This is a genomic window from Antiquaquibacter oligotrophicus, assembly GCF_020535405.1.
In the GTDB taxonomy this organism is placed as follows: Bacteria; Actinomycetota; Actinomycetes; order Actinomycetales; family Microbacteriaceae; genus Rhodoglobus; species Rhodoglobus oligotrophicus.
This window is the reverse complement of record NZ_CP085036.1, coordinates 1665978-1691105: the sequence shown is the minus strand read 5'-3', so window position 1 is coordinate 1691105 and position 25128 is coordinate 1665978. Positions and strand designations below refer to the sequence as shown.

At 65.2% G+C, this 25128-nt stretch carries 20 protein-coding genes and 1 pseudogene; 15 read left to right on the top strand and 6 right to left on the bottom strand.

The window, feature by feature from the left end; genetic code table 11:
* Positions 1 to 72 precede the first annotated feature (72 nt).
* Positions 73 to 963, top strand: a complete 891-nt coding sequence (locus tag LH407_RS08415) for a carbohydrate ABC transporter permease (RefSeq protein WP_322134437.1) — start codon at positions 73 to 75, stop codon at positions 961 to 963.
* 12 nt (positions 964 to 975) lie between these two features.
* Entirely contained in the window at positions 976 to 1809 is an 834-nt protein-coding gene (locus LH407_RS08410; RefSeq protein ID WP_322134438.1) for a carbohydrate ABC transporter permease, read from the top strand.
* Here the strand turns inward: LH407_RS08410 and LH407_RS08405 are convergent, their stop codons facing one another.
* Positions 1810 to 2562 carry a GntR family transcriptional regulator gene (locus tag LH407_RS08405; RefSeq protein WP_322134439.1) on the bottom strand — a complete coding sequence of 251 codons (753 nt, stop codon included), beginning with the start codon at positions 2560 to 2562 and terminating at the stop codon, positions 1810 to 1812.
* Between the two features lie 151 nt (positions 2563 to 2713).
* Here LH407_RS08405 and LH407_RS08400 point away from each other — a divergent pair, with 151 nt between their 5' ends.
* From LH407_RS08400 to LH407_RS08365, 8 genes and pseudogenes are all read left to right on the top strand, one after another.
* Positions 2714 to 2875: a hypothetical protein gene (locus LH407_RS08400; RefSeq protein WP_322134440.1), complete on the top strand. Its 162-nt coding sequence runs from the start codon at positions 2714 to 2716 to the stop codon at positions 2873 to 2875.
* On the top strand, positions 2872 to 2961 hold the full coding sequence (gene kdpF / locus LH407_RS08395; protein WP_322134441.1) for a K(+)-transporting ATPase subunit F: 90 nt from the start codon (positions 2872 to 2874) through the stop codon (positions 2959 to 2961). Before LH407_RS08400 ends, kdpF begins: the two co-directional genes overlap by 4 nt.
* Positions 2961 to 4634 (top strand): potassium-transporting ATPase subunit KdpA, encoded by a 1674-nt coding sequence (gene kdpA / locus LH407_RS08390; RefSeq protein WP_322134442.1) that lies wholly within the window; start codon positions 2961 to 2963, stop codon positions 4632 to 4634. Before kdpF ends, kdpA begins: the two co-directional genes overlap by 1 nt.
* A 17-nt stretch (positions 4635 to 4651) precedes the next feature.
* A pseudogene (gene kdpB / locus LH407_RS08385) lies at positions 4652 to 6691 on the top strand (potassium-transporting ATPase subunit KdpB); the annotation flags it as partial.
* A gap of 26 nt (positions 6692 to 6717) precedes the next feature.
* Positions 6718 to 7314, top strand: coding sequence for a potassium-transporting ATPase subunit KdpC (gene kdpC, locus LH407_RS08380; protein ID WP_322134444.1), 597 nt, complete (start codon positions 6718 to 6720; stop codon positions 7312 to 7314).
* Between the two features lie 3 nt (positions 7315 to 7317).
* A complete protein-coding gene (locus LH407_RS08375) occupies positions 7318 to 9810 on the top strand; it encodes an ATP-binding protein (RefSeq protein ID WP_322134445.1) in 2493 nt (830 codons plus the stop codon).
* Entirely contained in the window at positions 9807 to 10490 is a 684-nt protein-coding gene (locus LH407_RS08370) for a response regulator (protein WP_322134446.1), read from the top strand. The genes LH407_RS08375 and LH407_RS08370 overlap by 4 nt, the downstream gene beginning before the upstream one ends.
* A complete protein-coding gene (locus tag LH407_RS08365; protein WP_322134447.1) occupies positions 10487 to 10858 on the top strand; it encodes a hypothetical protein in 372 nt (123 codons plus the stop codon). Before LH407_RS08370 ends, LH407_RS08365 begins: the two co-directional genes overlap by 4 nt.
* A 3-nt stretch (positions 10859 to 10861) precedes the next feature.
* Here the strand turns inward: LH407_RS08365 and arfA are convergent, their stop codons facing one another.
* Genes arfA through LH407_RS08340 form a run of 5 tightly spaced genes read right to left on the bottom strand, consistent with a single transcriptional unit; the run spans position 10862 to position 17919 of the window.
* Positions 10862 to 12376, bottom strand: a complete 1515-nt coding sequence (gene arfA / locus LH407_RS08360) for an arabinosylfuranosidase ArfA (RefSeq protein ID WP_322134448.1) — start codon at positions 12374 to 12376, stop codon at positions 10862 to 10864.
* Positions 12373 to 14739: a beta-xylosidase/alpha-l-arabinosidase gene (locus tag LH407_RS08355; RefSeq protein ID WP_407650550.1), complete on the bottom strand. Its 2367-nt coding sequence runs from the start codon at positions 14737 to 14739 to the stop codon at positions 12373 to 12375. Before LH407_RS08355 ends, arfA begins: the two co-directional genes overlap by 4 nt.
* Positions 14739 to 15614, bottom strand: a complete 876-nt coding sequence (locus tag LH407_RS08350; RefSeq protein ID WP_322134449.1) for a carbohydrate ABC transporter permease — start codon at positions 15612 to 15614, stop codon at positions 14739 to 14741. The genes LH407_RS08355 and LH407_RS08350 overlap by 1 nt, the downstream gene beginning before the upstream one ends.
* Positions 15611 to 16630, bottom strand: coding sequence for a carbohydrate ABC transporter permease (locus LH407_RS08345; RefSeq protein WP_322134450.1), 1020 nt, complete (start codon positions 16628 to 16630; stop codon positions 15611 to 15613). Before LH407_RS08345 ends, LH407_RS08350 begins: the two co-directional genes overlap by 4 nt.
* An 11-nt stretch (positions 16631 to 16641) precedes the next feature.
* A complete protein-coding gene (locus tag LH407_RS08340) occupies positions 16642 to 17919 on the bottom strand; it encodes an extracellular solute-binding protein (RefSeq protein ID WP_322134451.1) in 1278 nt (425 codons plus the stop codon).
* 122 nt (positions 17920 to 18041) lie between these two features.
* On the opposite strand from LH407_RS08340, the gene LH407_RS08335 reads away from it, so the two are divergent.
* The 5 genes from LH407_RS08335 (at position 18042) to LH407_RS08315 (ending at position 25097) form a co-directional block, all read left to right on the top strand.
* On the top strand, positions 18042 to 19046 hold the full coding sequence (locus tag LH407_RS08335) for a LacI family DNA-binding transcriptional regulator (protein ID WP_322134452.1): 1005 nt from the start codon (positions 18042 to 18044) through the stop codon (positions 19044 to 19046).
* A 4-nt stretch (positions 19047 to 19050) separates the two neighbouring features.
* Entirely contained in the window at positions 19051 to 19662 is a 612-nt protein-coding gene (locus tag LH407_RS08330) for a TetR/AcrR family transcriptional regulator (protein ID WP_322134453.1), read from the top strand.
* 82 nt (positions 19663 to 19744) lie between these two features.
* Positions 19745 to 20539 (top strand): alpha/beta hydrolase, encoded by a 795-nt coding sequence (locus tag LH407_RS08325; protein WP_322134454.1) that lies wholly within the window; start codon positions 19745 to 19747, stop codon positions 20537 to 20539.
* A 72-nt stretch (positions 20540 to 20611) separates the two neighbouring features.
* On the top strand, positions 20612 to 21319 hold the full coding sequence (locus LH407_RS08320; RefSeq protein WP_322134455.1) for an alpha/beta hydrolase: 708 nt from the start codon (positions 20612 to 20614) through the stop codon (positions 21317 to 21319).
* Positions 21320 to 21560: 241 nt separating this feature from the next.
* Entirely contained in the window at positions 21561 to 25097 is a 3537-nt protein-coding gene (locus LH407_RS08315; RefSeq protein ID WP_322134456.1) for a cell wall-binding repeat-containing protein, read from the top strand.
* The last annotated feature ends 31 nt before the right edge of the window (positions 25098 to 25128 follow it).

Genomic DNA, 25128 nt, shown 5'->3' with positions numbered 1-25128 from the left:
AGGCGCGCAATCGCCTCGCGCGGCCCACCGCCGTATCATCCGAACCGTATTCGACCACCGTCAGGAGCCGGCATGAAACGCACAGCGACCAGCTACCGATACCTCGCCCTGTTCGTCCTGCCCGCGCTCGCGGTCTACGTATTGTTCTCGGTGTATCCGCTTATCAGCTCGGTGTTCCTGAGCTTCTTCGACTCCGACGACAAGGCAGCGGGTCAGCAGTTCATCGGCTTCGACAATTACGTCTACCTCTTCACCAACCCGACCACGAGCGAGCGCTTCTGGAACGCGCTCGGCAACAACGTCGAGTTCTTCCTCATCCACCTCCTCGTCGAGCTGCCCATCGGCCTGCTCATGGCGGCACTTCTCACGTCGGGGGTTCTGCGTAAGTCGACGGGCGCGTACCGCACGCTGCTCTTCATCCCCGCCACCCTGTCGGTGGTCATCGTCGGGTTCATCTGGCGGCTGCTCATCAGCCCGCTCTGGGGTGTCGTCGACTTCCCCCTCCTCGGCAACGAGCTCACGGCGCTGCCGACCATCTCCCTGATGTCCGTCTGGCAGTACATCGGGATTCCGATGATCTTCCTCTACACAGCGCTGCTCGCCATCCCCCACGACATCCTGGAGGCGGCGAAGATCGACGGTGCGCGCGGCTGGACGACGTTCTGGAAGATCAAGTTTCCGCTCATTGCGCCGCAGTTCGGCCTCATCGTGATCCTGACGTACATCTGGACGTTCAACGGCTTCGACATCATCTACGCCCTCAACGGCTCAGCGCCAGGCCCCAACTACTCGACCGACATCCTCGGCACGCTGTTCTATCGCACGTTCTTCGGCTCGAGCGGTCAGGTCGCGAACCTCGACCTCGGCGCGACGGTGGCGACCGTGATCTTTTTCATCATCCTCGTCGTGACGGCTGTGTATTTCTTCGTACTGCAGCGTCGACTCAAGACCTACGAGCTCTAGGAGGCCTTCATCATGTCGACACAGACCAACAGGCTCCACAGCACTGTCACCCACGCGCTTCTTCTTGTGTTCGTTGTGCTCGCCATCGGACCGATCCTCGTCGTGATCATGAACTCGTTCAAGACGACGGAGGGAATCTTCTCCGGGCCGTTCCTGCCGCCGAATGCAGACACGTTCAACCTCGCCGGGTACGAGAACGTGTTCAAGCGAGGCGAGTTCTTCCTCAACTACCAGAACAGTCTCATCGTGACCCTCGCGACCGTGGTCGTAACGATCGTGTTCGCGACGCTCGCGGCCTACGCTCTGACCGAATACAAGGTGCGCATCACGCCCCTGTTGTCGGGCTTCTTCATCATCGGCATCATGCTGCCCATCCGACTCGGCACGGTCCCGATCCTGCAGACAATGATCTCCTGGGGCATCATCGACACCCTCCTGGCGCTTGTGCTCGTCTACACGGCGATGAGTCTGCCGCTCGCCGTGGCCCTCATGATGACGTACTTTCGGTCGGTGCCGAACGAGCTCAAAGAAGCGGCTCGCGTGGACGGAGCCGGGGAGTTCCGCACCCTCGGGATCACGCTGCCGCTGGTTCGCCCCGGGCTTGCTGCCGTGGCATCCATCACCATGCTGCCGGTCTGGAATGACCTCTGGTTCCCTCTGATCCTCGCTCCGTCACGCGAGAACCAAACCGTCACCCTCGGTGTGCAGCAATTCGTAGGGCAGTTCCAGAGCGACTACCCCGCGCTTCTCGCCGCACTCACACTCGGAGCTGTGCCCCTCATCGTGCTGTTCACCGTGTTCTCGCGCCAGTTCATCCAGGGCCTCAGTGCGGGCTACGGGAAGTAGCTAACGGCGGCGCGCGAAGAAGGTACGTAGGCGATACCGCTCGCCGGAGTACTGGATCTTGGAAGCGAACACGGGTTTATCCGTCGCGTCCACGACACGTTGGTGCATGACGAGGAGCGGTTTTCCGACCCCGATGTCGAGGTGCTTCGCGGCGTACTCGTCGGCCTCACGAGCTTCAATAGTCGAGTCGGCTCGAACGGGTGTGATTCCCGCGAGCTGAAGTTGTTCGTAGAGGGACGTCGTCGTGAAGTCGATCGACTCGAAACCCGGTACGAGATGTAGCGGGATTGTGGCGTAGTCGATGGCGGTGGGGACACCGTCGAGCAGCCGAACGCGATCGAGCGAGAACATCCGCGTGCCCGGTGCGATGAGGAACTCCTCCGCCTCATCGATAGTGGCGGGGTAGGTCGTGGAGGTCAGCACCCGCGATGTAGCGGACAGTCCCATCCGCCGCGCCGTCTCCGAGAAGGACTCGAGGCTGTTCGGCCACTCCTTGCTCATCGCCGTAGTCGCGACATACCAACCGCGACCGTGGGATGCCTCGAGCAGACCATCCTCGACGAGTTTGTTGAGCGCCTTGCGCAGGGTGACCCTGCTGATGTCGAGCTGGATGCAGAGCTCTCGTTCCGGGGGGAGCCGTGAACCCGGCTTGAGCGCGCCGCTGGTGATCTCCTTGGTGATGAGCTCCGCGGCTTGAACCCACAGCGGCTCCGGATAGTCCGCGCGGATTCCGGTCGGCGTGGTGGCGAGCATGTCACATGTATACCACCGAGACCAGCGGCTGGGGTCGCCCTGACGAACCGTGAGGGAGAACCGCACGCAGTCCGTAAGGATTACGCCGCAGCACGTGAGGATTTCGTTAGGAACGACATATGTCCCCTCCGGTGCGCATTGACTGAGGTCCGTGACTGAGCGGCTCTGTTGCCGCCCGTCATGCCCGGGGCGCCACCGCGCGCCGGGCATCCGTCGGATGGAGTTCCCTGTGCTCGATGTCGTATTCGTTGCGGGCATCCTCGCGTTGATTGCGCTTGTTGCCCTCGTTGCGAAGGGGGTCGAGCGGCTGTGATCGTCTTCGAGATCGTCGCCGCCCTGCTCGCCCTCGGTGCGATCGCCTACCTGCTTGTCGCCCTTCTGAAGCCGGAGCGCTTCTGATGGCCGCGTGGATGCTCGTCGCCCAGCTCGCGACGATCGCGCTCGTCCTCGCGGTGCTCTACCGACCCCTCGGCGACTACCTCGCCGCGGTCTATCAGTCGCCGCGTCACCTTGCGGTCGAGCGCGGCTTCTACCGCGTGATTGGCGTACGAGCGGACGCGGAGCAGAGCCAGCCCGCCTACGTGCGCTCCGTGCTCGCGTTCTCCCTCGTCGGCATCCTCGCCGTCTACGCGCTTCAGCGTGTGCAGCAGGTTCTGCCGTACTCGCTTGGGCTGCCACCCACGAGTGAGCACCTCGCCTTCAACACCGCTATCTCCTTCGTCACGAACACCAACTGGCAGTCCTACTCGCCGGATGTCACCCTCGGTTACGCCGTGCAACTGACAGGTCTCGCGGTACAGAACTTTCTCTCCGCGGCCGTCGGTCTCGCCGTGGCGATCGCCCTCTTCCGGGGTTTCGCCTACCGGAACTCCGGCACGATCGGAAACTTCTGGGTCGACCTCACACGCGGCACCCTCCGAGTGCTTCTTCCGTTCTCGGCGCTCGTCGCCATCGTGCTCGTCGCGGGCGGTGTCATCCAGAACTTCGCCGGATTCCAGGACGTCACGACCATCACCGGCGCCACTCAGACTCTGCCCGGCGGACCGGTGGCCTCGCAGGAGGCCATCAAGATCCTCGGCACCAACGGTGGTGGGTTCTTCAACGCGAACTCGGCGCACCCCTTCGAGAACCCCACCCCGTGGACCTCGATGGTGCAGATCATCCTCATGCTCGCGATCCCGTTCGCGCTGCCCCGCACCTTCGGTCGCATCGTGGGTGATAACCGCCAGGGTTACGCGGTTGCCGCGGTCATGGGCATCCTCTACGTCGTCTCGGTCAGCCTCATGACGTGGGCGGAGTCGGTCGGCGCTGGCACCGCACCGCAGTTGGCTGGCGGAGCCATGGAGGGCAAGGAAACACGCTTCGGCATCGTCGGATCAACCATCTTCGGCACGACCTCGACGATCACCTCGACGGGTGCCGTCAATTCGATGCACGACAGCTACACCTCTCTCGGCGGGGGAATGGCGCTCGTCAACATGATGCTCGGCGAAGTGGCACCCGGCGGGGTCGGCGCTGGCATGTACGGCCTGCTCGTTGTCGCGGTCATCGCGGTCTTTATCGCGGGTCTCATGGTGGGTCGCACTCCCGAGTACCTCGGCAAAAAGATCGGCGCGCGCGAAATCAAACTCGCGAGCCTGTACATCCTTACGACGCCGACACTGGTGCTCGTGGGGACCGCCCTGAGCTTCGCCATCCCGGGGGTGCGGGAGGACGTCGAGTCGACGTCGATCTGGAACCCCGGCATCCACGGCTTCAGCGAGGTCCTCTACGCGTTTACGTCGGCCGCCAACAACAACGGCTCGGCCTTCGCGGGTCTCACGGCGAACACTCCGTGGCTCAACACCGCTCTGGGTGTCGCGATGCTCCTCGGCCGCTTCCTGCCGATCGTGTTTGTTCTCGCCCTCGCCGGCTCACTCGCCGCCCAGGATGCACTGCCCTCCACATCGGGCACGCTCCCGACGCACAGGCCGCAGTTCGTCGGCCTCCTCATCGGCACGATCGTCATCGTGTCGGCGCTCACCTACTTCCCCGTACTCGCGCTAGGACCCCTAGCGGAAGGACTGAACTGACCATGAACACGTTCATCGCCGCCATCCCTGGCGCGCTCCGCAAACTCGACCCCCGCGTCATGTGGCGCAATCCGGTGATGTTCATCGTCGAGGTCGGAGCGGTACTCACCACCGTGATCGCCATCGCCGAGCCGTTCCTCGGCGACTCCGGGAGCCCGGCGCCCGGGTTCACCGCGGGCATCGCGGGTTGGCTCTGGGCCACCGTGCTTTTTGCCAACCTCGCAGAGTCGGTCGCCGAGGGCCGGGGCAAAGCGCAAGCGGCAACCCTGCGTCAGACCCGCACGTCGACGCTCGCGCACCGAGTGGTCGGGTACGACGACGCGCGGGATGCCGCGGCCGAAGGTTCGGCATCCATCGACGTCTCATCGGCCGACCTCACCATCGGCGATCACGTCGTCGTCACGGCGGGCGAGATCATCCCCGGCGACGGTGACATCGTCTGGGGTATTGCCTCGGTGGACGAGTCCGCGATCACGGGCGAGTCCGCCCCCGTCATCCGGGAACACGGTGGCGACCGCAGCGCGGTGACTGGCGGCACACGTGTGCTCTCCGATCGCATCGTCGTGCGCATCACCTCGAAGCCCGGCGAGACCTTCGTCGATCGCATGATCCGTCTCGTGGAGGGCGCGTCACGACAGAAGACTCCGAACGAGATCGCGCTGAACATTCTGCTCGCTGCACTCTCGATCGTGTTCCTGGTGGTTGTGCTGACCCTCAACCCGCTGGCTTCGTACGCGGGTGGCGCCGTCGCGGTTCCGGTGCTCATCGCCCTTCTCGTCACCCTCATCCCCACAACCATCGGTGCCCTGCTGAGCGCGATCGGCATCGCCGGAATGGACCGCCTCGTGCAGCACAACGTGCTCGCGATGTCGGGTCGCGCGGTCGAAGCAGCGGGCGACGTCACGACGCTCCTCCTCGACAAGACGGGCACGATCACCTACGGCAATCGGCGTGCGTCGGCGTTCCTTCCGGTGGGCAGCGCGTCGGAGAGCGACTTGGTGGCCGCCGCCCGACTCGCGTCCCTCAGCGACCCGACCCCCGAGGGCAGTTCAGTCGTCGAGCTTGCTGATCAGCTCGGTGCCAGCGGCGCGGCCCCGACGGACGCCGAGATCGTGCCGTTCACCGCGCAGACGCGCATGAGCGGCCTCGACCTCGCCGACGGTTCGCAGGTGCGAAAAGGAGCCGCGTCCATGGTCGCCGCGTGGGTGGGTGACGTTCCGTCTGCGACTCGTCGCGACCTCGACGAGATCGTCACCCGCGTCTCCGAGTCCGGCGGCACCCCGCTGGTTGTCGCCACCAGAACACCATCGGGCGAGGCCACGGTGCTCGGCATCATCCACTTGAAGGATGTCGTGAAGGACGGGCTGCGCGAACGCTTCGCCGAACTCCGGTCCATGGGCATCCGGACCGTCATGATCACGGGCGACAACCCGCTTACGGCCAAGGCGATCGCTGCGGAAGCGGGGGTCGACGACTTCCTCGCGGAGGCCACACCCGAGGACAAGCTCGAGCTCATCAAGAAGGAACAGGCGGGAGGCAACCTCGTGGCGATGACCGGCGACGGCACAAACGACGCCCCGGCGCTCGCCCAGGCCGACGTCGGTGTCGCGATGAACACAGGGACCTCCGCTGCCAAGGAGGCGGGCAACATGGTCGACCTCGACTCCGACCCGACAAAACTCATCGACATCGTGCGCATCGGCAAACAACTGCTCATCACGCGCGGCTCGCTGACGACGTTTTCGATCGCCAACGATGTCGCGAAGTACTTCGCGATCATCCCCGCGATGTTCGCCGCGGTCTTCCCCGGTCTCGCCGTGCTCAACATCATGGGCCTGCACTCGCCTGCCTCGGCGATCCTGAGCGCGATCATCTTCAACGCGCTCGTCATCGTCGCCCTCATCCCGCTCGCCCTGCGCGGTGTCACCTATCGCCCGCGCTCGGCCTCGAGCCTGCTGAGCCGCAACCTCGGAATCTACGGTCTCGGCGGCATCATCGCCCCGTTCATCGGTATCAAGCTCATCGACCTCGTTGTCTCGCTCATCCCCGGCTTCTAGTCGGCGAGCACAGAAAGAAGAACATCATGAAGACACTGCGTCAGTCTTGGACCGCACTGCGTGCCCTGCTCATCCTCACGCTTGTGCTCGGCCTCGTGTATCCGCTCGCGATCACCGCGATCGCTCAGCTCGGGTTCGGTGACCGGGCGAACGGGCAGCTCGTGCGCGTCGACGGCGAGGTCGTCGGTTCGGCGATCATCGGACAGTCGTTTACGGATGCCGAGGGCGCTGCACTCCCGGAGTGGTTCCAGTCGCGGCCCTCCGCCGCAGGCTCCGGCTACGACGGCGGCGCCTCGAGCGGCTCCAACTACGGACCGGAAAACGAGGACCTCATCGCGGCCATCGCCGAGCGTCGGGACGCGATCGGCGAGCTCGATGGCGCAGCCGCCGCCGAGATCCCCGCGGATGCGGTGACCGCGTCCGCGTCGGGTCTCGACCCGCACATCAGCCCCGAGTACGCGAGGTTGCAAGTGCCTCGCGTGGCCGAGGCTCGCGGCCTCGACGAGCCCGCCGTCGCCAAACTCGTGGAGTCTATGATTCAGGGACGTGACCTCGGTTACCTGGGCGAGCCGACCGTCAACGTGCTGCAGTTGAACATCGCACTCGCGGAAATGGACAAGTAGCGCATGAGCAGGGGACGGCTTCGGGTCATGCTCGGTGCCGCCCCCGGCGTCGGCAAAACCTTCGCGATGCTCGAGGAGGGCAAACGGCTAGCTAACGCTGGCGAGGACGTCGTCATCGCGATCGTCGAGACTCACGGACGAGCGGCAACCGCCGCGCTCGTCGAGGGGCTCGAGGTCGTCCCGCGCAGCTCGGTGCTGCACCGCGGAGTCGCGCTCGAGGAACTCGATCTCGAGGCGGTGCTCGCGCGCGCACCGGCGGTTGCTCTCGTCGACGAACTCGCCCACACCAACGCACCGGGTTCCGCTCACGCCAAACGTTGGCAGGACGTCGACACCCTCCTCGAGGCGGGTATCGACGTCATCTCGACCGTCAACATCCAGCACATCGAGTCGCTCGTCGACGTCGTGCGTCAGATCACCGGGGTGACCCAACGCGAGACGATCCCCGACGCGGTGCTGCGTGGTGCCGATCAGATCGAACTCGTCGACCTCGCTCCCCAGGCCCTACGGGACCGTCTCGCGCAAGGAGTCGTCTACCCCTCGACACGGGTGGATGCCGCTCTCTCCAACTACTTCCGGCTCGGCAACCTGACCGCGCTACGCGAACTCGCACTTCTGTGGCTCGCTGGCGAAGTGGACTCTGCGCTCAAGCGCTACCGGGCAGAGAAGGGAATCGCCGCGACGTGGAGCGCGCGCGAGCGGGTTGTCGTCGCTCTCACGGGCGGACGGGAAGGCGAGACGCTCCTGCGCCGGGGCGCGCGCATCGCGTCACGGGCCAGCGGCGGCGAGCTCATCGCCGTACACGTCACGGACTCGGACGGCCTCGAACCCGAGAATCCGCAGATCCTCGAGGAGCAGCGCCGACTCACCGAAACCCTCGGCGGAACGTTCCATCAGGTGGTGGGCGAGCACATCCCCAAAACACTCGTCGACTTTGCGCGATCGATGGATGCAACGCAGCTCGTGATCGGTGTGAGCAGGCGGCGGTGGCTCACACGACTCTTCACCGGGCCCGGCACGGCAGCCACGGTCATCCGGGAGGCCGGCGACATCGACGTGCACATCGTGTCGCACTCCGAGGCGGGATCACGGAGACTGCCCCGCACGGGCGGTGCGCTCTCCGTGCGGCGTCGCATCGCGGGATTTGTGCTCGGCGCGTTGGGTCTCCCCCTGCTCACGTGGCTTCTCTCGGAACGACGCGGGGAGGACGCCGTGGCCAGCGACGTGCTCATCTTCCAGCTATTTGTCGTGATCGTCGCCCTCGTCGGCGGCGTGTGGCCGGCCGTCGCCACTGCCCTCGGTGCGGGCATCCTGCTCAATTACTTTTTTGTCGAACCGCTGTACTCGATCGTTATCGGCGACGCGGGTGGGGTTCTCACCCTCGTGATCTTTGTTGTTGTCGCCGTTCTCGTCTCGATCGTCGTCGACCAGGCCGCGCGTCGCTCGCGCATCGCCTCCCGGGCCAGCGCCGAGGCGGAGACCCTCTCGAGCATCGCGGGCAGCGTGCTCGGCGGAGGGGACGCTCTCGAAGCACTCGTCTCCCGTCTCCGAGAGTCGTTCGGTATGGCCAGCGTCATCCTCCGGTCGCGCGGGGTCGCGCTCTACACGGCGACGGATGCCGCGTCCATTCGCCCCGACGATGTGGAAACAACACTCGCCGTCGGCCCGCACGCGACCCTCTACCTGCGAGGTCGCGAGTTGCCGGCATCCGACCGCCGCATCCTCGGGGCGTTCCTCTCGCAGATCGAGACGGCGCTCTCACAGCGCGAACTCACCTCCGAGGCCGAACGCATGAAGCCGGTGGCCGAGGCGGATCGGCTTCGAACGGCCCTGCTCGCCGCGGTCGGTCACGATTTACGCAGACCCCTCGCGTCTGCGACAGCGGCCGTCACGAGCCTGCGATCGCCCGACATCGACCTCACACCCTCCGACCAACGCGAGCTCCTCGCGACGGCGGAGGAGAGCCTCGAGTCGCTCTCCGCGCTCGTGACGAAACTCCTGGACGCCAGCCGCCTCCAGGCGGGGGTCCTGGGGGTGAGCATCGAACCCGTCGCCGTCGACGCGGTTGTGACGGGGGCACTCGACGAACTCGACCTCGCTCCGGGTAGCGTGCTTCTGGAGATCGAGTCCGTCGCTCCCGTACTTGCCGACGAAGTGCTCCTCCAACGTGCCGTCGTGAACCTTCTCGCCAACGCCGTCCGATTCTCCCCCGCAGGCTCACCGCCGGTGCTCGCGGCGAGCGAATTCGGTGGTCACGTGCACTTACGGGTGATTGACACGGGACCGGGCATCCCTCCGGAGCGGCGGGATGATGTGTTTATGCCCTTCCAGCGTCTCGGCGACACCGACAACACGGCCGGGGTCGGCCTCGGTCTCGCCCTGGCCAAGGGATTTGTCGAGGCGATGGACGGCACCCTGGCGGCCGAGGAGACCCCGGGTGGTGGGCTGACGATGGTCATCGAGTTGCCCGCCGCGGAGGGAGGCGATCACACATGAAGGTCCTGATCGCCGACGATGACCCGCAGATGGTGCGAGCGGTGCGAATCACGCTGGCCGCTCGGGGCTACGACGTCGTCACGGCATCCAACGGCACCGAAGCGTTGGACGCCGCAATCGCATCACATCCCGATCTTGTGATCCTCGACCTCGGGATGCCCGGGCTCACGGGAATCGACGTCATCCAGGCACTCCGCGGCTGGACGCAGGTTCCCGTGCTCGTCGTCTCGGGTCGCAGCGAATCGTGGGACAAGGTCGAGGCCCTCGACGCGGGCGCCGACGACTACGTAACGAAGCCGTTCTCCGCGGACGAGCTGCTTGCCCGCATCAGAGCTCTCACTCGGCGCACCACCTCAAGCGTCGACGAGCCCACCGTTGCCTTCGGCGATGTCACGGTCGATCTCTCGGCGCGTGTCGTCACGAGGGCGGGTGAGACCGTGCGTCTCACCCCCACCGAATGGCGCTTGCTCGAGGTGCTGCTGCGCAATCACGACCGTCTCGTCACACGGGAAACACTCCTGAGCGAGGTGTGGGGCCCCCAGTACACCACCGACACGGGTTATCTTCGGCTGTACATGGCACAGCTACGCAAGAAACTCGAAGCGGAACCCTCGCGTCCGCGCCACCTCGTGACCGAGGCCGGAATGGGTTATCGCTTCGTGACCGCGGGGACGACGTGAAAGAGGCCGGCACGATCGCGGAGGTGCTCTCGCTCGTCGGTACTGTCGGAGCACTCCTCCTCGGCGCAATCTGGCTGATCCTGCGTCTCGGTCGTGGGAGCTGGGTCTCGACCGCCGCCGAGGTGGTCGACGGCGAGCTTCGATGGATGCTGCCCGACGGCACCGTCCACCGCAGCACACTGCCGACGGATGCACCGGCACCGAGTGGCGACGAACTCGAGATCCACTACCGAACGCTCCGCCCCGACGTGCCGCACCGCGAACCGGTCGCCCACGACGAGCGCGGGTTATTGCTCGTAACCCTCATCCTGTTCGGGGTGGGAGTGGTGTCGTTCGTGGCGTCGACGATCCTCGGGGCGCTCGGCTAGAGCTCAGTCCTTAACGAGCCGAATCGCCGACCACGAAACGGGGTCGAGGGTTACGACGAGCGACCTACCGATGATGCGCGCCGACGTGAGAGTTCGAGGTACCACGCGGTTCGGGTCGGCGAGCGTGTTCCGGGCGTACGGGTCAGCGTCCGACAGGGTGACAGCCTCCCCGAGTGCGACAACCCCCAGAGCGGAGAGGTCGACAGTTACCTCGGCGGGGGCATCCGTCGATCGGTTCACGAGGAAGAGACTCACGCCGCCAGCATCCGCCGTCGCCACCGCGTCGACGAGAGAGACCGAGCCGTGCTCGGGATGCTCGTAGGTGGGAGCATCCGCGTAGACCTCGATCGTCTCGCCTCGGGCCAGGCGTGCGGTGATCGCAAACGGGTAGAAGCTCGTCTGACGCCACGCGATGCCACCGGGTTCGGTCATGATCGGGGCGATCACGTTGACCAGTTGCGCGAGACTTGCTGCTTTCACCCGATCGGCGTGCCGCAGTAACGACATGAGGAGACTCCCCACGACGACCGCGTCGGAGACGGAGTAGGAGTCCTCGAGGATGCGCGGAGCGACCGGCCAGTCGTCGATCGCGGTGCGCTTCTCTAGCGCATCGAACCGTTCGACATCCCACACGTTCCATTCATCGAACGAGATCGAGACCTCGCGCTCGATGCCACCGCGCCGCGCGGCCACATCGTCGATTGCCTCCGCCACCGCCTCGATGAACCGGTCCATGTCGACGGACGAAGCGAGGAACGACGCGAGGTCGCCGTCCTTCTCCTGGTAATAGGCGTGGCAGGAAATGTAGTCGACCTCTCCCCACGTGCGGTCGAGCACGGTACGCTCCCACTCGCCGAACGTCGGCATACCGCGCCCGGAACTTCCGCACGCGACGAGGAGCACACGATTGTCCACCTGGCGCATGGCGCGAGCGGTCTGCGCGGCGAGGGTGCCGTACTCCTCGGCACTGCGATGACCGATCTGCCATGGCCCGTCCATCTCGTTGCCGAGACACCACAAGCGAACGTCGTGCGGCTCGACAGAACCATGGGACGCCCGGGCGTCGGAGAGCGCCGTGCCACCGGGGATGTTGCAGTACTCGAGCACATCGAGCGCCTCCGCGACTCCCCGCGTTCCGAGATTCACCGCGAGCATGAGTTCCGCGCCCGCCTTCGCCGTCCAGCGGGCGAACTCATCGATACCGATCTGGTTGGTCTCAATCGAATGCCACGCGGGATCCAGTCGGCGCGGCCTGCTCGCCCGGGGGCCGACCCCGTCCTCCCACCGGTATGACGAAACGAAGTTGCCACCGGGGTAGCGCACGGTCGTGACACCCAGCTCGCGTACCAGCTCGAGCACGTCGCGGCGGAAGCCGTCCTCGTCGGCCGCCGGATGCCCGGGCTCGAACAGTCCGTCGTAGACCGCTCGCCCGAGGTGCTCGACGAAGGAGCCGAAGAGCCGACGGTCGATCGCACCGACGGGGTGACCAGGGCGCACCGTCATCCGCGCCTCGATCATGGGGCTCCGCCGACCGCGTCCGTGCGGACGGTGGCGATCCGCGTGTCCGCCGGTGTTACCCGGTGCGTGCCACCGACCAAGTCGACCCTTCGCTCGAGGATCCTGTCCACGCACGACCGGCCGAACCACAGATCAACGGCTCCCGGTTCGACCACACGATCGAGGTCGCGATCGGAGAACGCGAGCCTCGCGGTCGGCACCGTGAGACGCACCACGGTGGACTCACCGGCGCCGAGTTCAACTCTCGCGTATGCGAGGAGTTGCGCGACGGGCCTCGTGACGGACGCGACGAGGTCGCGTGCGTAGAGCTGCACGACCTCGGCTCCCGCTCGTGCTCCCACGTTCGTGAGACGCACCGCGACGTCAAACTCTCCCGCGGTGTCGATGTTCGACGCGACCTCGAGCGCGGCGTACTCGAAACGTGTGTAGCTGAGGCCGTGGCCAAAAGGAAGAACGGGTGTCGAGTCGGCACTCGTGATCTCCGAAGGGCCGCCGAGCATCGGGTGCAGGTAGGTGAACGGTTGCGCTCCCGCTGAGCGGGGAAGGCTCACGGGAAGCCTGCCCGACGGGTTCGTCTCTCCGGTGAGCACGGCCGCGATGGCACGCCCACCTTCCTCGCCAGGGAAAAACGACTGCACCACCGCCGCAGGAACGACATCACCGTCGAACGCCCACCCGATCGCATACGGGCGCCCGGTGATGAGAACCAAAACGACGGGGGTACCCGTCGCGGCGACCGCTTCCACGAGTTCGCGCTGCACTCCCGGCAGCTCGAGCGATTCGACGTCGTTCCCTTCACCCACAGTCCCGCGGCCGAAAAGACCAGCTTGGTCGCCAACGACAACGACGGCGACATCGGACTTCGCCGCCGTGCGCACCGCGTCGGCGAATCCGGATCGATCGTCACTGTCGACCTCACACCCCTGCGCGAAGAGGAGGTCGGCCGTGGGCAGGGCCCCGAGAAGCGAGGTGAATACGGAGGGAATGTCGATGCCGAGAGCAGCGTCCGGATGATGGACGAGAACGTGGTTGATGAACGAGTAGCACCCCATGAGCGCCTCAGATCGGTCCGCGTTCGGGCCGATCACCGCGACGCGCGGTCGGGAACCCGTGCTCGAATCCGAGCCGGAGAACAGGGGGAGTATTCCATTGTTGGAGAGCAGCACAACAGACTCGTCGGCCAGACGACGAGCGAGCTCGCGGTGACGCGGACTGTCGAGATCCACCGCCGTGGGTGGCTCGTCAAACGTCGCATCAAGGAGGCCGAGTTCCTCCTTCTGGGAGAGCACACGCAGCACAGACCTGTCGACGATCGCCTCATCGACGAGCCCAGACCGAATCCGCTCGGCGAGCGGCTCCACGTACGCGTCTCCCGTAGGGAGCTCGACATCGATACCGGCGGCGAGCGCGAGAGCTGCCGCCTCCCCCTGATCCGCGGCGACACCGTGCATGAGCCGGAGGAAGGCGACCGCGAAGTAGTCGGCCACCACCACTCCGTCGAATCCCCAGTCGCCTCGCAACAGGTCGCCGAGAAGTTCTGGGGAGCTCGCAACGGGCACCCCATCGATCTCGGCGTAGGAGTTCATCACCGATCGGGCGCCCCCGTCGCGGATGGCCATCTCGAACGGTGGAAGAAGCACGTCGGCGAGTTCTCGACGACCGGCGTGCACCGGGGCGTGATTGCGTCCAGCCTGCGAAGCGGAGTAACCGACGAAATGTTTGAGCGTGGCGTGGATCCCGGCATCCTGCAACCCGCGCACGTAGGCGGTACCGATCGTGCCGACAACGTAAGGATCTTCGGAGATGCACTCGTCCACTCGGCCCCAGCGGGGATCGCGCACGACATCGAGTACGGGAGCGAGCCCCTGATGGATGCCGAGCTCACGCATCGACTGACCGATAGCGACACCCATCTTCTCGACAAGCTCCGGGTCGAATGCCGCACCCCATGCGAGCGGGGTCGGGAACGTCGCCGCCTTCCACGCGGCGAGCCCGGTCAGTGTCTCCTCATGGACGATCGCGGGGATGCCGAGGCCGGAGCGTTCGCTCAACCGACGCTGCTCCGCCCACAGCCACGCGGCGCGCTCGACGGGGTCGACCGGCCGCGTGCCGTACACGCGTGTCAAATGGCCTAGGCCGTGTCGGGTCACTTCGTCGTAGCGGGCCGAACCGCCAAGCTCTCCCGCCATCGGGGCGACAACTTCGCCGCCGTGATCGACCCAGAATCCCACGAGTTGCGCAAGCTTCTGGTCGAGACTCATGTGATCGAGGAGCCGCTGGACACGTTCGGAGACGACGGGCATGTGCGGGGGCGCGGGTGAACTCGCACTCCCGGCGCGTGTGGAATCGAGATCGAGTGTCATCAGCCCTTCACCGCCCCTGCCAGGCCGCCAACGATTCGCCTCTCGAACAGGCTGAAGAAGATGAGAGCGGGAATCATCGCGAGCGATGTGTACGCGAGCACTTTGGCCGTGTCGACTGAGTACTGCGACGAGAAGGCTTGCACTCCGAGTGGCAGCGTGAAACTCGCTTCGTTGTTGAGGATGAACAGCGGGAGAAGGTAGCTGTTCCAGCTTTGAACGAAGGCGAGGATGCCCACGGTGATCACTCCGAGGAGCGAGAGGGGCAGCACCATCCGCCAGAAGAATGCGAGTCTTCCCGCACCGTCGATTGCGGCAGCCTCCTCGATGTCCTTGGGTATGGCTCGCAGGAACGGAACGAGAATGATGACGGTCATCGGGAGGGCGAAGGCAATCTGCGGAAGGATGACCCCGCCCAACGAGTTCATGAGTCCGATGTCGCGCACCACGATGTACAGGGGCGTGATCGCCACCGTAAGCGGGAACATGAGACCTGCGGCGAAGAGCGCGTAGAGCACACCCTGGCCACGGAACCTGTACCGGGCGATCACGTAGCTGGCCGCGAGTCCGAGGATCACGACTCCGGCCGTCGTGGCAACTCCGACGATGAGGGAGTTGCCGACCTGCTGCCAGAACCGTTGCCCGGTGAGCACGTCCAGGTAGTTGCCGACGTTCCACGGGTCTGGCCATCCCGCGGGGTCGACGGTGATCTGCGAGTTCGTACGGAACCCGCCGAGGATGATGTAGGCGATCGGCGCGAGCATGATCGCGATCACGAGGAGCGCCACGAAGTAGACAGCGGGGTTGCCCCACGGCAGTTTCTCTCGTGAGGGTCGCGCCTCGTCAATGGGCGTCGTTGTCGACGTGAGTGCGGTCACGATCGCCGCCGTCCTTTCCCGGTGAGAGCTCCGGCCGTGTCACGGCTGAGCACAAATCGTTGGTACGCGAGAGCCACGATGAGGGATATGACGAACATCACCACGGCCACGGCGATGCCGTAGCCGAAGCTCCCGGCGTTACGGCCGTTGGCCACCATGTAGGTCGCCATCGTGGAAGTGCCGGCCACCGGCGCGATGTACTGCCCCCAGATGATGTACACGAGATCGAAGAGCTGCAGGGCGCCGATGATCGACAGGAACGCCCAGATACGAATCGTCGGCCCGAGAAGCGGGAACGTGATCCTGCGTTGGATCTGCCAGTAGGAGGCACCGTCGATCGCGGCCGCTTCGTAGAGCTCCTGCGGAATTCCTTGTAGGCCCGCGAGCAGGATGATGACTGCAAACCCCACGTACTTCCACACGAGGATCGCCATGAGGGTGCCCATCGCGATCGACGGGTCTGACAGCCAGTCTTGTCGAACTGCGCCGAGCCCGATCTGATCGAGGAAGTTGTTGAGCGCACCATCCGATTGGAGGATCAGGCTCCACCCGGTACCGACGACGACTTCCGCGATCACGTACGGAACAAAGATCAGCACACGGATGATCGACTGCCCCTTCATTCGTCGGTTCAGGAGCAGCGCGAGCAGAATCGCGATCGGCGCTTGCAAGACGAGCGAGAGCACGACGATCACGCCGTTGTGGAGGAGCGCGTCGTGGAAGCCCGGGTCTTGCAGGATGGTGATGTAGTTACGCAGGCCGACGAAGTCCGTCGGCTGCCCGTAACCCTGCCAGCTGAAGAACCCGTAGTACGCAGCTGCCGCGATCGGCACGATGACGAAGCCGACGAAGATCAGAAGTGCTGGCCCCGTGAGAAGCGCGATCTCCGCTCGGATGCCCCATCTGCCGCCGCCCCGTCGCCGCGAGGGCGGGGGCGGCGTGGCGCCACCCTCGCCCTCGGCGACGAGCTCCGGCGGACGATTCACCCTGACGGCAGTCTGTCCTCCAACACTCATCGGTGTTATCCCTATCCCTTCGCGGCCGCGTCGTTGACCGCGGCCACAAGTCCCTCCGGATCGAGGTTGCCCGCAAGGAGTTCCACGACCGCGACGTTGAGTGCGTTACCGACGTTCTGGCCGTAGACGGTGTCGAGCCACGGCGACACGAACGGCGCCGCGTTGTAGGCCTCGAGGATCTGCTGGAGATAGGGCTCGGTGATGACCTCCTGCGCGACCGTGTTCACGACGGGCGCGTTGTACGCGGCGTAGTAGGCCTCTTGAACATCGGAGGTGGCGATGTAGTTGAGGAAGTCGACGCACGCATCCGGAGCATCCACCGAGCACGAGTACCCGTCGACTCCGGCGAGGATCGAACCGGGCTCGCCCGCTCCGCCCTCGATCTCCGGGAACGGGAACCACGCTAGATCGGGGAGGGGCTCCTGGTCTGGGGTGAGCGAGGCGATGACGCCGGGGTTCCACGCCCCCATGAGTTCCATCCCCGCCTGGTGGTTGGCGATGAGTCCCGCCGAGCTGCCAGCCCCCTGCTGAGCGGTCGTCGTGAGGAAGCCCTCATTGAAAGGATCGGTCGCCGCGAACGCTTCAACGTTCTCCGCCGCCGCGAGCCAGCACGGGTCGTCGAAGACGAGCGACTCTGCGGTGGCGGCGAGAGTGTCGGGGCTGCACTCGCGCAGCGCCGAGAAGTAGTAGTAGAACGCGGCTGGCCAGGCATCCTTGGCTCCGACCGCGACAGGGGCCACCCCTGTCGCTTTGAGTGATTCGACGGCCTCCTCGAGTTCTGGCATGGTCGTCGGGTTCTGCGAGATACCCGCAGCGTCGAACAGGTCCTGGCTGTAGAAGAAACCACCGGGGAGCACTGCTATGGGCATCGCCCAAATCTTGTCGTCGAGTGAGTTCGCGGAGAACGAGCCTTCGGTGATCTCCTCACGCGCCGTGTCCGAAATGGAGCCCGTGAGGTCTTTGAGTTGGCCGGCAGCGACCATCGCTGCCATCTTGCCGCCACCGCGCTGGAGGAAGATGTCCGGGGCGTCGCCGGCGTTGAGCGCTGTCTGAAGTTTGCCGTCGAGGTCTTCGTTCTGGATCGCTTGGATCTCGATGGTGATACCCGGGTTGTCTGCCTCGAAGTCGGCGACGGTGGCCTCCCAGAACTCCTGTCCTGGACCTGTCGTCGAGTTGTGCCACAGGGTCATCGATACCGACCCGTCGTCGCTGGGCGCCGCGCAACCGCTCAGAGCCAGTGCCCCGGCGAGCAGGGCGGTGGTGCCCGCAAAAATCCTGCCTGTCTTCATCTGCCTTCTTCTCCTCATTGAGTGGCGTGCCGACGACGCCATTGGTTGCGGCGAGTATTGCTCGGCCTCGCGCGACCGTCAAACGTTTTCGAAAACATTTTCCTTGGCCTAGTATCAGGGGCATGAAGCGGCGGACGACAATTGGCGATGTCGCGAAGGCGGCAGGAGTGTCCGTCTCAACGGTCTCGAAAGCGCTCAACGGTCGCTACGGGATCTCGACGGAGACCGCGGAACGGATCTCCCAGATCGCGGGCGAACTCGGATACGAATCGAGTCTCGTCGCGAGCAGTATGCGCGCGAGACGCACCGGGGTCATCGGCATCCTCGTTCCCGACTTCGAGCCGTTCAGCGCGGAGGTACTCAAGGGCGTCGCGAGTGGACTTCGAGGTACTCGATACGAGGTCCTCGCCTATAGCGGCACACGTCAGCACGGCAGTTCCGGCTGGGAACGGCGGTCACTTTCCCGCCTGTCGGGGACGCTCATCGACGGCGCCATCCTTGTCACGCCGAGCGTGCTGGATGTCGCAACCGATGTACCGATCGTCGCGATCGACCCCCACACCGGCCCAGCCGACATCCCCACCGTCGAATCCGACAGCTTCGCGGGGGCCCTTCAAGCGACCACTCACCTGATCGAGCTGGGTCACCGACGAATCGGATACGTCGCCGGTCGCCCCGATCTTCGGTCCTCGCGTCTCCGCGAGGCCGGCTACCGGCAGGCCCTCTCCGACGCTGGGCTCGACTTCGACCCATCTCTCGTGCGCGTCGGCCTCTACGAAACGGATATCTCGCGCGAGACGGCGACTGACATGTTGACGAGATCCGACCGACCGACGGCAATCTTCGCCGCCAACGACCTCTCGGCTATCGCCGTCATCCAAGCGGCTGGCGAGCTGGGGATCGAGGTACCAACCGAGCTCTCTGTTGTGGGCTTCGATGACATACCGGAGGCAGCGCGCATCAGTCCGCCTCTCACCACGGTGCGCCAGGGAATGCAATCGCTCGGCGCGATCGCCGCCGAAATCCTCATGACGCTCCTCGAAGGCGGCACACCGGATTCGCGCCACGTTCGACTGGAAACGCGTCTTCTCGTACGTGACTCGACGGCGGCGCCGCGCCTAGGCTGAATCGGTGGTCGAGATTGCACGCCCCAGGAGCCGGAGGGACGAGTACGCGCAGCAGACTCGTCGCGACGTAGTCTCGGCAGCCCGACGATTGTTTGCTGCGCAAGGTTACGCGGCAACTACGGTCGACACGATCGCGGCCGAGGCTGGCGTCTCACCCGCAACGGTTTATGCGCAATGTGGCGGCAAGGAGGGCTTGCTGTCCTCCCTCATGGATCTCTGGACTGCGGGCAGCCTCGTGCAGGAGATCATCGAGAAGTGCGCGGCCGTGGAGGATGCGCGCGCCAAGCTCGACGTGCTTGCCCAGGGTTACATCGACATCTACCGAGAGTCGGGCGACATCATCAACATCGTGATCGCCGCCGCGAGCTCGACCGCGAGTGCTCGGGAGTTTCTGGAGACCGCAAATTCCCGTCACCTCGATGCGCTCAGCCTCATCCTCGCGCCCCTCGAAAGTCAGGGCGCGCTTCGCGCGGGCTTGGAACTCATCGACGCGGCTCGCATCGTGTACTTCCACTTTCACCACGGCCAGTTCGTTCTTGCGTCTGATGGCTTCGGGTGGGGCGTCGACACTGCCACGGCGTGGCTGACCGATCGTGTAGCCGCAGCGATTTTATAGTTTTGCTCTAGTCAGTAGAGTGTCACTCCAGCTAGGCTTTCTCCACACATCATCCTGAGCAGCTTTCGTGATCGGGGAAGCCATGACTCATATCGCGTTCATTCATGGCCTGTGGCTCTCCCACGCCTCGTGGGCCCCGTGGGAGAAGTTCTTCGTCGACGAGGGTTTCGAGACTTCGGCCCACACGTGGCCCGGCGAAGCATCCGCCCCCGCGACCGCGCGGACGAACGCTGACAGCCAGGCGGGCCGGGGCATCGACGACCTCGTCAATCACTTCGGCGGACTCCTTCCGCCGCGAGAGACGCGACCGATCGTGATCGGCCACTCGTTCGGCGGGCTCATCGCACAACGGCTCCTCGCAGAGGATCGTGTCGATGCAGCCGTTGCGATTAGCCCGGCACCCATCAAGGGCGTTCGGTCCCTGCCGTTCGCACAATTGAGGTCTGCCCTCCCCGTGCTCTCACGACGGAGTAATCGCGAACGCGCCGTTGCCCTGTCGCGCCGGCAGTTTCGCTACGGGTTCGGGAACGCAATCGACCGAGAGCAGTCGGACCGCCTGTGGGAGCTTTGGTCGATTCCCTCCCCGGGGCGGCCACTCTTCGAGGTCGCGAGCGCCAATCGGGACGCGGCATCCCCCGCCTTTGTCGACACCTCTCGACCCGATCGCGGACCGCTTCTCATGATCTCGGCCGGCTCGGATCACACGGTTCCCGCCGCAACAACCAAGGCCGCATTCGCCCTATACGGGGACTCGAGCGCGTCGACCGAGCTCCATGAATTCAAGGGCAAGGGTCACTCCCTCACGATCGACAACGGCTGGCGCGACGTTGCCGACGACGTACTTGGATGGCTTTCGGCGAAGGGATACATGGGCTGACGTCAAAGCCTCCAGGCGCCGCCGAAGCAGCCTCGCTTCGAGCGGTTACCGCTATGAGGAAGAAGGTCAGTCATGCCAATCACCATCGTGCTTGTGCACGGAGCGTTCGCGGACGCATCAAGTTGGGCTCCCGTCACACGGGGCCTCCTCGACAAGGGGTACGCCGTGCGCGTCCCCGCCGGTTACAACCGGAGTCTGATCGGAGACTCCGACTCAATTAGGCAGTTCATCGAGCAGATCGACGGCCCCGTAGTCGTCGCAGGGCATTCGTACGGCGGAGCCGTAGCTGGCATCGCCGGAATGGCCGAGAACGTCGTTGGCTTGGTGTGCGTTTCCGGCTACGTCCCGGCCGAGGGAGAGACGATTGGGCAACTTCAGGGGCGGTTCCCGGATTCTCCGTTAGCCCCGAACCTCGTTTTCACGCCCGTCATGACGCAAGAAGGTCAGATCACCGACGTGTCGGTGAAGATCGACGAGTTTCCTGATCTGTTCGCTCGCGGCCTCGACCCGGCGCTAGCGGAGGTGCTCGCCGTATCGCAACGACCTCTCGCGTCTGTGGTCTTCGAGGAGCCTGCTCCTGTCTCGGCGTGGACATCGAAGCCGAGCTGGGGAATAGTGTCCGCCGCGGACCGCACGATCAACCCAGACGTCGAACGATTCGGATACGAGCGTGCCCAGTTCAGAGACGTGGTGGAGCTGGACGCCCCCCATCTGGCCATGCAGACCCACGCATCGGACGTCATCGGGGTGATCGGCTCAGCGGCAACCGCGGTGGGGTAATGCTCCAGGGGTTCGCTCCGGTTAACGCTCACATAAATGGCCGCTCTTCGGCGAGTGAGTTATGGGATGCCGGCGATTCGCGCACTCGCCGTAAGCGCTTTCACCCCCGTTCGCGGGGCGAACCCCCTTGTCTGCCGGTAAATGTGCACGCTAACATGGCGGCGCCGACAGCGTTCGTCGGCGTTTTCATCGCCCCACGACGTCGTGGGTCGATGCTGCGACATCTCACAAGGGAGTGCACATGTCTCAACCGTCTCGCGGCGCGCTCGCCGCCGCGTCGATCGTCACCACGGGGGCCCTTCTGGGTGCCGGTCTCTTCGCGGTGGGTTCCGCGGCGAGCGCCGCTGAACCCTGGGATCCCAAGCCGTCGTACACGACGACGGATGCCGGCGACGGCACCTACACCGTCCCCCACATGAACTCCGACGTTCCCGATGTCTCCGTGGACATGGTCCCGGCCGCCGAGAACGACGAGGGTCGCGACATCTACTACAAGGTCAGCACGACCATGCAGTTGAGCCCCGGTGCTCCGATCATGAAGTCCTACGATCTCGTCAACTGGGAGATCGTCAACTACGCGTTCGACCGCTTCACCATCAACGACGCCTACTCGCTGCGCAACGGCGCGAGCTCCTACGGCCAAGGCCAGTGGGCGTCATCCCTCCGCTACCACGACGGCACCTTCTACGTGCTCGTGAATTCGCTGAACCTCGGCGGCGCGGTGATCTACAGCACGGACGACATCGAGAACGGTTCCTGGTCCAAGGCACCCCTCGGTCGCAGCCTCCACGACCCGTCCCTGTTCTTCGATACCCCCAACGGCGGAACCCCGTACATCGTGTACGGCGGCGTCAACATCGTTCGCCTGAACTCGACGCTCACGGCCATCGAGCAGGACTACGGCACGCTCATCCCCCGCTCCGACTACTCCCAGTTCCCGTACGTCGGCACAAGCGGACTCTTCGAGGGCGCTCAAGCCTTCTACATCGACGGCTACTACTACATCGTCATGATCACGTGGCCGAGTTCCGGCCGACAGGTCGCGCTTTTCCGCTCGACGGACCTGCTCGGACGCCTCGACCCCACCCCTGCACCGTACGAGTCGCGCGGTGTGCTCAACTCCAACGGTTTCGCCCAGGGCAGCCTCGTCCCCGTCACCGGCGAGGACGGCGAGCTCGACTGGCACGGCTACTTCTTCCGTGACACCTTCCCCATCGGACGTGTGCCCGCGCTCATCCCCGCGACCTGGAGCGACGGATGGCCGACCTTCGGTAACAACGGAGTGGTTCCCGTGAACGGCTCCTTCGACAAGCCCATCAGGCTCAGCGACGCCGAGGAGCAGCTCGAGCAGCAGAAGTCGATCGTGCGCTCCGACGACTTCGCGAACGATGCGCCCTACCGCTCCTATCAGGACGAGACGTGGACGATTCCGACGGCGCCGACCTTCGACCCGTCGCTGCTGGGTGTGAACCTCGTGCAGAACCCCGGCTTCGAGGATGAGACCGTTGCACCCTGGGCGGCGCAGTTCAGTGCCACGATCGCGAAGGACACGACAGGCCCCGCGACGGGTTCTGCCGCCCTCCTCGTGAGCAACCGCACCCTCAACGGTTCGACCGCGAACCAGGTGTTCGCGAACAAGCTGCAGGTGGGTGCGACCTACACGATCACGGCGAAGGTCAAGCACCAGCACACGGCGGCGATGACCTACAACCTGTGCCTCGACTTCGGCACACCCGTCGGTCTCACGTGCACCTCGACGAACAACGTTCAGCCGGGCGACTGGCGCACGCTCACGCGCACCTACACGGTGCCGTCGAACGCCAACGTGTCGAACGTGAAGTTCGCGATCGAGACGCCGTGGGGCAACCCGCAGCCCGCGACATCCTCCGTCTCGTTCCTCATGGACGACGTGTCGATCGTCGGATCGGCACCCACCGTGGAGCAGCCGACCGCCGACGAGATCGAACCGAACGGTTCCAACCTCGACATGGTGTGGCAGTGGAACCACGCGCCCGACAACCGCTACTGGTCGCTCACCGACCGGGAGGGATGGTTGCGCCTCACGACAGGCAAGGTCGTCACGGGTAACTACACTCACCGCAACAACCTCGGTCAGATGACCTGGCTCGAGGAGGCGCGCAACTCGCTCTCCCAGCGCACGTTCGGCCCCACCCAGTCGGCGGAGATCAAGCTCGACATCTCGGGAATGAACAACGGAGACGTCAGCGGACTCGCGGCCTACAACCGTGACTTCTCCTACGTCGCAGTGAAGCGCGTGGACGGCGTCAACACCGTGGGTGTTGTGCATCGCGGTCAGCCGTTCCAGGCGACCATCAACCGCTCCACGATCGAGAACTTCGTGTCCGGAACAACGGCGGATCTCGGCTCCGCGACCGAGGTCTACCTCAAGGCCGACCTCGACTTCGCCCGCACCGGCGGTCAGCTGTGGACGACGTTCTACTACAGCACCGACGGCAGCACGTGGACTCAGCTCGGTAACGCGCAGGGCCCGCTCTCGCTCGACGGCAACCTCACGCACTTCATGGGGCACCGGGTTGCGATCTTCAACTACGCGACCCAGACCACGGGCGGACACGTCGACGTCGACTACTTCGCCCTGAGCGACGTGCTGACGGCGGAGAACCTCCCACTCGACGAGACCGACCTCGAGGCCGCCGTTGCCCACGCAGCGACGCTCGACGAGGGCGACTACCCGACCGAGGCCTGGGCGGCGATGCAGGATGCCCTCGCCAAGGCCACTGCCGCGCTCGCGGGCACACCGGGTTCGCAGAACCAGATCGACGCACCCGAGCGTGAGCTGAGCCTGGAACTCGCGAAGCTCGCGGTCATCGCCGAAGGTTCGGTTGACCCAGGGGATGTGACCGTAGACCGCATCGCGGGAGCCAACCGCTATGAGGTCGCGGCAAACATCTCGCAGGAGGCCTACCCGGACACCGCGCCCGTCGTTTACGTTGCGAGCGGAGCCAACTACCCGGACGCGCTGTCCGCGGGGCCCGCGGCCGCGCACGAAGGTGGCCCGCTGCTTCTCGTTCAGCCGAACGCGATCCCGCAGGTTATCGCCGACGAGATCGAACGCCTCGACCCCGACAAGATCGTCGTCGTCGGCGGAACGGCCTCGGTGACGGAGGGAGTGTTCAATGACCTCTCGGCCCTCACCGACGAGACGTTGCGCATCGCCGGTGCCAACCGTTACGAGGTGTCGCGGTCGATCGCGGAGTACGCGTTCGGCGAGGATGTGCCGCTCGTGTACCTCGCGACGGGTGAGACGTTCCCGGATGCCCTCGCCGCTGGCGGCGCGGCCGGTTCGCGTAACGCCCCCGTGGTGCTCGTGCGAGGCTCCGCCACCGCACTGGACGACGAGACGGCCGACCTGCTCGAGGCGCTCGGCGCTGAAAAGACGCGAGTGCTCGGTGGCGAGGCATCCGTGAGCCCCGGTGTCTTCGCCGGTGTCAACGCCGTCGCTCCCGCCACGCGTCTCGGCGGTGCCAACCGCTACGAGGCGGCGCGCACGATCAACTCGGACGCGTTCGAATCCGCAGAGCGGGCCTTCATTGCCACGGGACTGAACTTCCCCGACGCACTCGCTGGCTCGGCGTGGGCAGCCTTCGTCGGTGCTCCGCTCTACGTGGCACCGCAGAGCTGCGTCACCACGGGAGTTCTCGCCGACCTCGAGTCGCTCGGTGTCACCCACGTGACGCTGCTCGGCGGCGAGGCATCCCTCACGCCCGAGGTCGCAGACCTCACACCGTGCGCATGACCCACACATCCATCACAACGATCAAGGAGGA

Excerpts from the sequence above, each read along its gene's own strand:
- LH407_RS08415 (WP_322134437.1), top strand. The coding sequence starts at position 73 with ATGAAACGCACAGCGACCAGCTACCGATACCTCGCCCTGTTCGTCCTG.
- LH407_RS08410 (WP_322134438.1), top strand. The coding sequence starts at position 976 with ATGTCGACACAGACCAACAGGCTCCACAGCACTGTCACCCACGCGCTT.
- LH407_RS08405 (WP_322134439.1), bottom strand. The coding sequence starts at position 2,562 with ATGCTCGCCACCACGCCGACCGGAATCCGCGCGGACTATCCGGAGCCG.
- kdpA (WP_322134442.1), top strand. The coding sequence starts at position 2,961 with ATGGCCGCGTGGATGCTCGTCGCCCAGCTCGCGACGATCGCGCTCGTC.
- kdpC (WP_322134444.1), top strand. The coding sequence starts at position 6,718 with ATGAAGACACTGCGTCAGTCTTGGACCGCACTGCGTGCCCTGCTCATC.
- LH407_RS08375 (WP_322134445.1), top strand. The coding sequence starts at position 7,318 with ATGAGCAGGGGACGGCTTCGGGTCATGCTCGGTGCCGCCCCCGGCGTC.
- LH407_RS08370 (WP_322134446.1), top strand. The coding sequence starts at position 9,807 with ATGAAGGTCCTGATCGCCGACGATGACCCGCAGATGGTGCGAGCGGTG.
- arfA (WP_322134448.1), bottom strand. The coding sequence starts at position 12,376 with ATGATCGAGGCGCGGATGACGGTGCGCCCTGGTCACCCCGTCGGTGCG.
- LH407_RS08355 (WP_407650550.1), bottom strand. The coding sequence starts at position 14,739 with ATGACACTCGATCTCGATTCCACACGCGCCGGGAGTGCGAGTTCACCC.
- LH407_RS08345 (WP_322134450.1), bottom strand. The coding sequence starts at position 16,630 with ATGAGTGTTGGAGGACAGACTGCCGTCAGGGTGAATCGTCCGCCGGAG.
- LH407_RS08340 (WP_322134451.1), bottom strand. The coding sequence starts at position 17,919 with ATGAAGACAGGCAGGATTTTTGCGGGCACCACCGCCCTGCTCGCCGGG.
- LH407_RS08335 (WP_322134452.1), top strand. The coding sequence starts at position 18,042 with ATGAAGCGGCGGACGACAATTGGCGATGTCGCGAAGGCGGCAGGAGTG.
- LH407_RS08325 (WP_322134454.1), top strand. The coding sequence starts at position 19,745 with ATGACTCATATCGCGTTCATTCATGGCCTGTGGCTCTCCCACGCCTCG.
- LH407_RS08320 (WP_322134455.1), top strand. The coding sequence starts at position 20,612 with ATGCCAATCACCATCGTGCTTGTGCACGGAGCGTTCGCGGACGCATCA.
- LH407_RS08315 (WP_322134456.1), top strand. The coding sequence starts at position 21,561 with ATGTCTCAACCGTCTCGCGGCGCGCTCGCCGCCGCGTCGATCGTCACC.